Annotated in this window: 4 protein-coding genes; 2 read left to right on the forward strand and 2 right to left on the reverse strand. The window is 61.2% G+C overall.

Annotated elements, in window-relative coordinates; all coding sequences use genetic code 11:
- Window positions 1-220 precede the first annotated feature (220 nt).
- The gene (locus MKL01_RS15820; RefSeq protein WP_243906166.1) at window positions 221-583 is read left to right on the forward strand and encodes a CsbD family protein; all 363 of its coding nucleotides are present in this window, start codon (window positions 221-223) and stop codon (window positions 581-583) included.
- Window positions 584-802: 219 nt separating this feature from the next.
- Here the strand turns inward: MKL01_RS15820 and MKL01_RS35995 are convergent, their stop codons facing one another.
- Together MKL01_RS35995 and MKL01_RS15830 are read right to left on the reverse strand one after the other, a co-directional pair.
- Complete coding sequence (locus MKL01_RS35995; protein WP_409566265.1) at window positions 803-949, reverse strand: DUF1127 domain-containing protein; 147 nt, start codon at window positions 947-949, stop codon at window positions 803-805.
- A 134-nt stretch (window positions 950-1083) separates the two neighbouring features.
- Window positions 1084-1566 (reverse strand): cupin domain-containing protein, encoded by a 483-nt coding sequence (locus MKL01_RS15830; protein WP_243906168.1) that lies wholly within the window; start codon window positions 1564-1566, stop codon window positions 1084-1086.
- 408 nt (window positions 1567-1974) lie between these two features.
- Between MKL01_RS15830 and MKL01_RS15835 the strand changes: the two genes are divergently transcribed.
- A complete protein-coding gene (locus tag MKL01_RS15835) occupies window positions 1975-2730 on the forward strand; it encodes a helix-turn-helix transcriptional regulator (protein WP_243906169.1) in 756 nt (251 codons plus the stop codon).
- Window positions 2731-3124 lie beyond the last annotated feature (394 nt).

The raw sequence follows: 3124 nt of genomic DNA on the forward strand, positions 1-3124 counted from the left end.
GTCGGCAAAGCCTGGACCGGCCGCGCTCGGCCGGCCATTCTGAGCACCGTTCGGCATTGGGCACTTACTCCGGGGCACTCTCGACCAGAATGAACCGTAAGCGCCCCATACAGTTCCGCTGCACCGCTGGCTGCGTGGTTCTACCGTCGAGACGAAGCGCCCTGATCACGCGTTGGTGGCTCGATGCCCCAATCCGTTCGGATATCGAGGAGGAAGTGCCATGGACGAAGCACGTGTCAAAGGCGCCGCGAAAGAACTCGCCGGCAAGGTCAAAGGCGCGGCCGGCGATCTGACCGGGGACACGCAGACCCAGGCTGAAGCCAAGATCACCGAGTTGAAGGGCTCGGCGCAGAACCTGTACGGGCAGGCCAAGGACACGCTGAGCGATGCCGCTGGGCAAGCGCGCGAGTTCGCCGGCGACGCGTTCGATCGCGCTCGCGAGCGCTATCCGGATGCTCAGCGCTTGTACCGGCAGGGTAGCGAGGCGCTTCGTCCACACGCGCAGGAGTCGCCGCTGGGCCTCGTGGTCTTGGCCGGCGCGATTGGCTATCTGCTCGCCTTGGTCATTCACGGCCGCCGCTAGAGATCTGCGCGAGACCGGGCGAGCCGTGATGATATGGCCGCCCGGCCTTTCAGTGGTGGATCGCATAGCAGGCATCGCGTGCATCTTCGGTATGACCGTGCTCCACATACGTGTGTCGTTCACTATGCGAACGCGATGCCGCTGGTGCTCGGCAATAAGCAGATTACCGCTCGCGCAGTCTGGAAACGTGAGCCTGCAAGTCCGGCTGGATGGCTCTTCCTAGCTCTCCCAATCACTTGCGCGCGCACGCCCGAAGCGAACCGCGCCGGGGATCTGGGCGCGGCGAATGCCGATGTCAGCCAACATCGCATCATTCATCGCACCAAGCTCTCTATGCGCCCGACGGATCTTGATTTCCTGAACAATGAAGTCTTGAAGGCGACCGATCCAGCCGGACAGACTGCTTCGACTGTATTGGGGCTGATCAGTGCGGGTGTATCGCCTAGGATTGTTTGTAATCAAGCGCAACCGAGAGAAGGTGTATCGAGCGGATGTATCCATCATGATGCCACGGCACCAATTGGTGGGCCGAGCACATCGATGTTGTGCTGAGCTGCGTAAGCTAGAATATCTTCGGGAGCGACCCGCGATAAGCCGAGAAACATCTCTTCGAGGCCACCCGGTATGAAGGTCGCGATCATGCGCGCTGGAGCGGGCCCGAAGTTGAACCAACCATGCGGCATGCCGGCAGGCACGATCACGATTGAGCCTGCCGGCGCTTCGAATTTGTTGGCATCGCACTGGAAGGTCAGACAGCCCTCAAGGACGTGGAAGATCTCATCTCCGATGTGCCGGTGGATCGGTGGCCCGATCATGGGTTGAACGATCGACTCGATGACAGTGTACGCCCCTTCGACGGTGCGGCTGTCTACGCGGATGCGAACACGTTCGCCCGGCACGCCGTCGATCCATGCTCCGGGGGCTCCCTCCTCAATGGGGGGCGAGAGGAAGTGGAATGTGTGATCCTGCCCGAGATGTGTCATGATTGCTGGCCTTTCGCAGATCGATGTGATCTGCGGTGACCTCTAATCCGGGGGGCCAACGCTTTAATTGACTGATATCGCGCTCAATCCGCCGATCACGTGGTCAACTCAGCACTGAAGTCAGTAGCCGCCGCATCGGAACGACGACATCTGACAAAAGAGCGCCGGATCGACCAAGAAGCAGCGGTCCGGCATCACGACCTAGGCCTCATTGTGTGGTCACAAGGGCGACGCATTGAGCCTGAAGCCGTGAGAAAGTGGAGCTAGATTTTGGTTCGGTCGTCCGGGATACATCCATTCCGAAGTCAGCAGGCTTCGTCATCACCTCTGGTGATGGAAACGCGAGGCTCCCGTCTGCGCCTGACACGCTTCTGTGCGGTTCCCGAGCGAGATGGTCTGCACGTCAGCATGCCGAAGGAAGACACGTTCTACGCGATCTTCCAGCTTCGGGATCATCCCCCGCACGAACACTGGAACGACGGCCAGCCTAAACAAGCGGCGTTCTCACCGCGAGGCTGCTTGCACATAGCTGATCTCAAAGCGCAGCCTTCTGCGCTTCTCCGCGAGCCTCTGGACAGTCTGAATTTGGAACTGCCGCGCGCTGCATTGGACGATCTCGCTGAAGATATCGGCGTCCCTCGGCTTTCAAATCTGGCCGTCCCAGATCCGTGGCAGACACCGGATCCGCAGCTGACGCAGTTGCAACCCTTGATTGTGTCGGCTCTTGCCGAGGCTGGGACGGTGGGCCCGCTGTTCAGTGGTCAGCTGTTGTTGGCTGCCGCGACTCACCTTGCTGAGGCTTACGGCGGCCTTCGCCGCACTATCATTCGAACCGGAGGACTGGCTCCCTGGCAAGAACGGCGGGCACGTGAGATGATCGCCAGTACGTTGGGATCAGAAATCTCGCTCGCGCAGATCGCAGCCGAATGCTGTCTGTCGATGTCGCACTTCTGCAAGGCGTTTAAGGTGTCTACTGGACTGACGCCGCATGGCTGGCTGCAGCAGTGCCGCCTCGACCGGGCGCGCCACTTGCTCCAACAATCGACTCACTCGCTCGCTGAAGTGGCAGTGCTTTGCGGCTTTGCCGATCAGAGCCATTTCAGCCGCATCTTTCACCGTAAAACCGGCATGACTCCAGGTCGATGGCGCCGACAGCAACTGTAAGCGGCCTGCCTTCACCGCAGTCGGAAGGGTCACAGCCCCGCCGCCCGATCTGATCACGGGCTGGCGGGGCTCGGTGCCGTTCCTCACGGCGAGGGGCCAGCACGCGACGCGGCCCGGGATGCAGGATGGGGGAGGGCGGTTAGCCGAGGCTCAATGGCAGCCTGCGCCTGGATCCCGGAACGGGATGCCAGTCGGTAATGTCAGTCCGTCCAGGCCATGATCGGACGGACCGCCACTCCCCATCGTTCTACATCCTAGTGGTCAAAACCTGACGGTTGAGTCCGTCCCAGGTTTCGGTTTGGGCTTTGTCCTGCGAGTCTGGCGGGATGCGCAGCGGCCTCTCCTTCACGCTTCCCGCCTCGGATCGCCTTCGGCTCGAAGCCCTCGTGGCTGA

Origin of the sequence: Methylobacterium sp. J-070 (assembly GCF_022829385.1) — a bacterium.
Classification (GTDB): Bacteria; Pseudomonadota; Alphaproteobacteria; order Rhizobiales; family Beijerinckiaceae; genus Methylobacterium.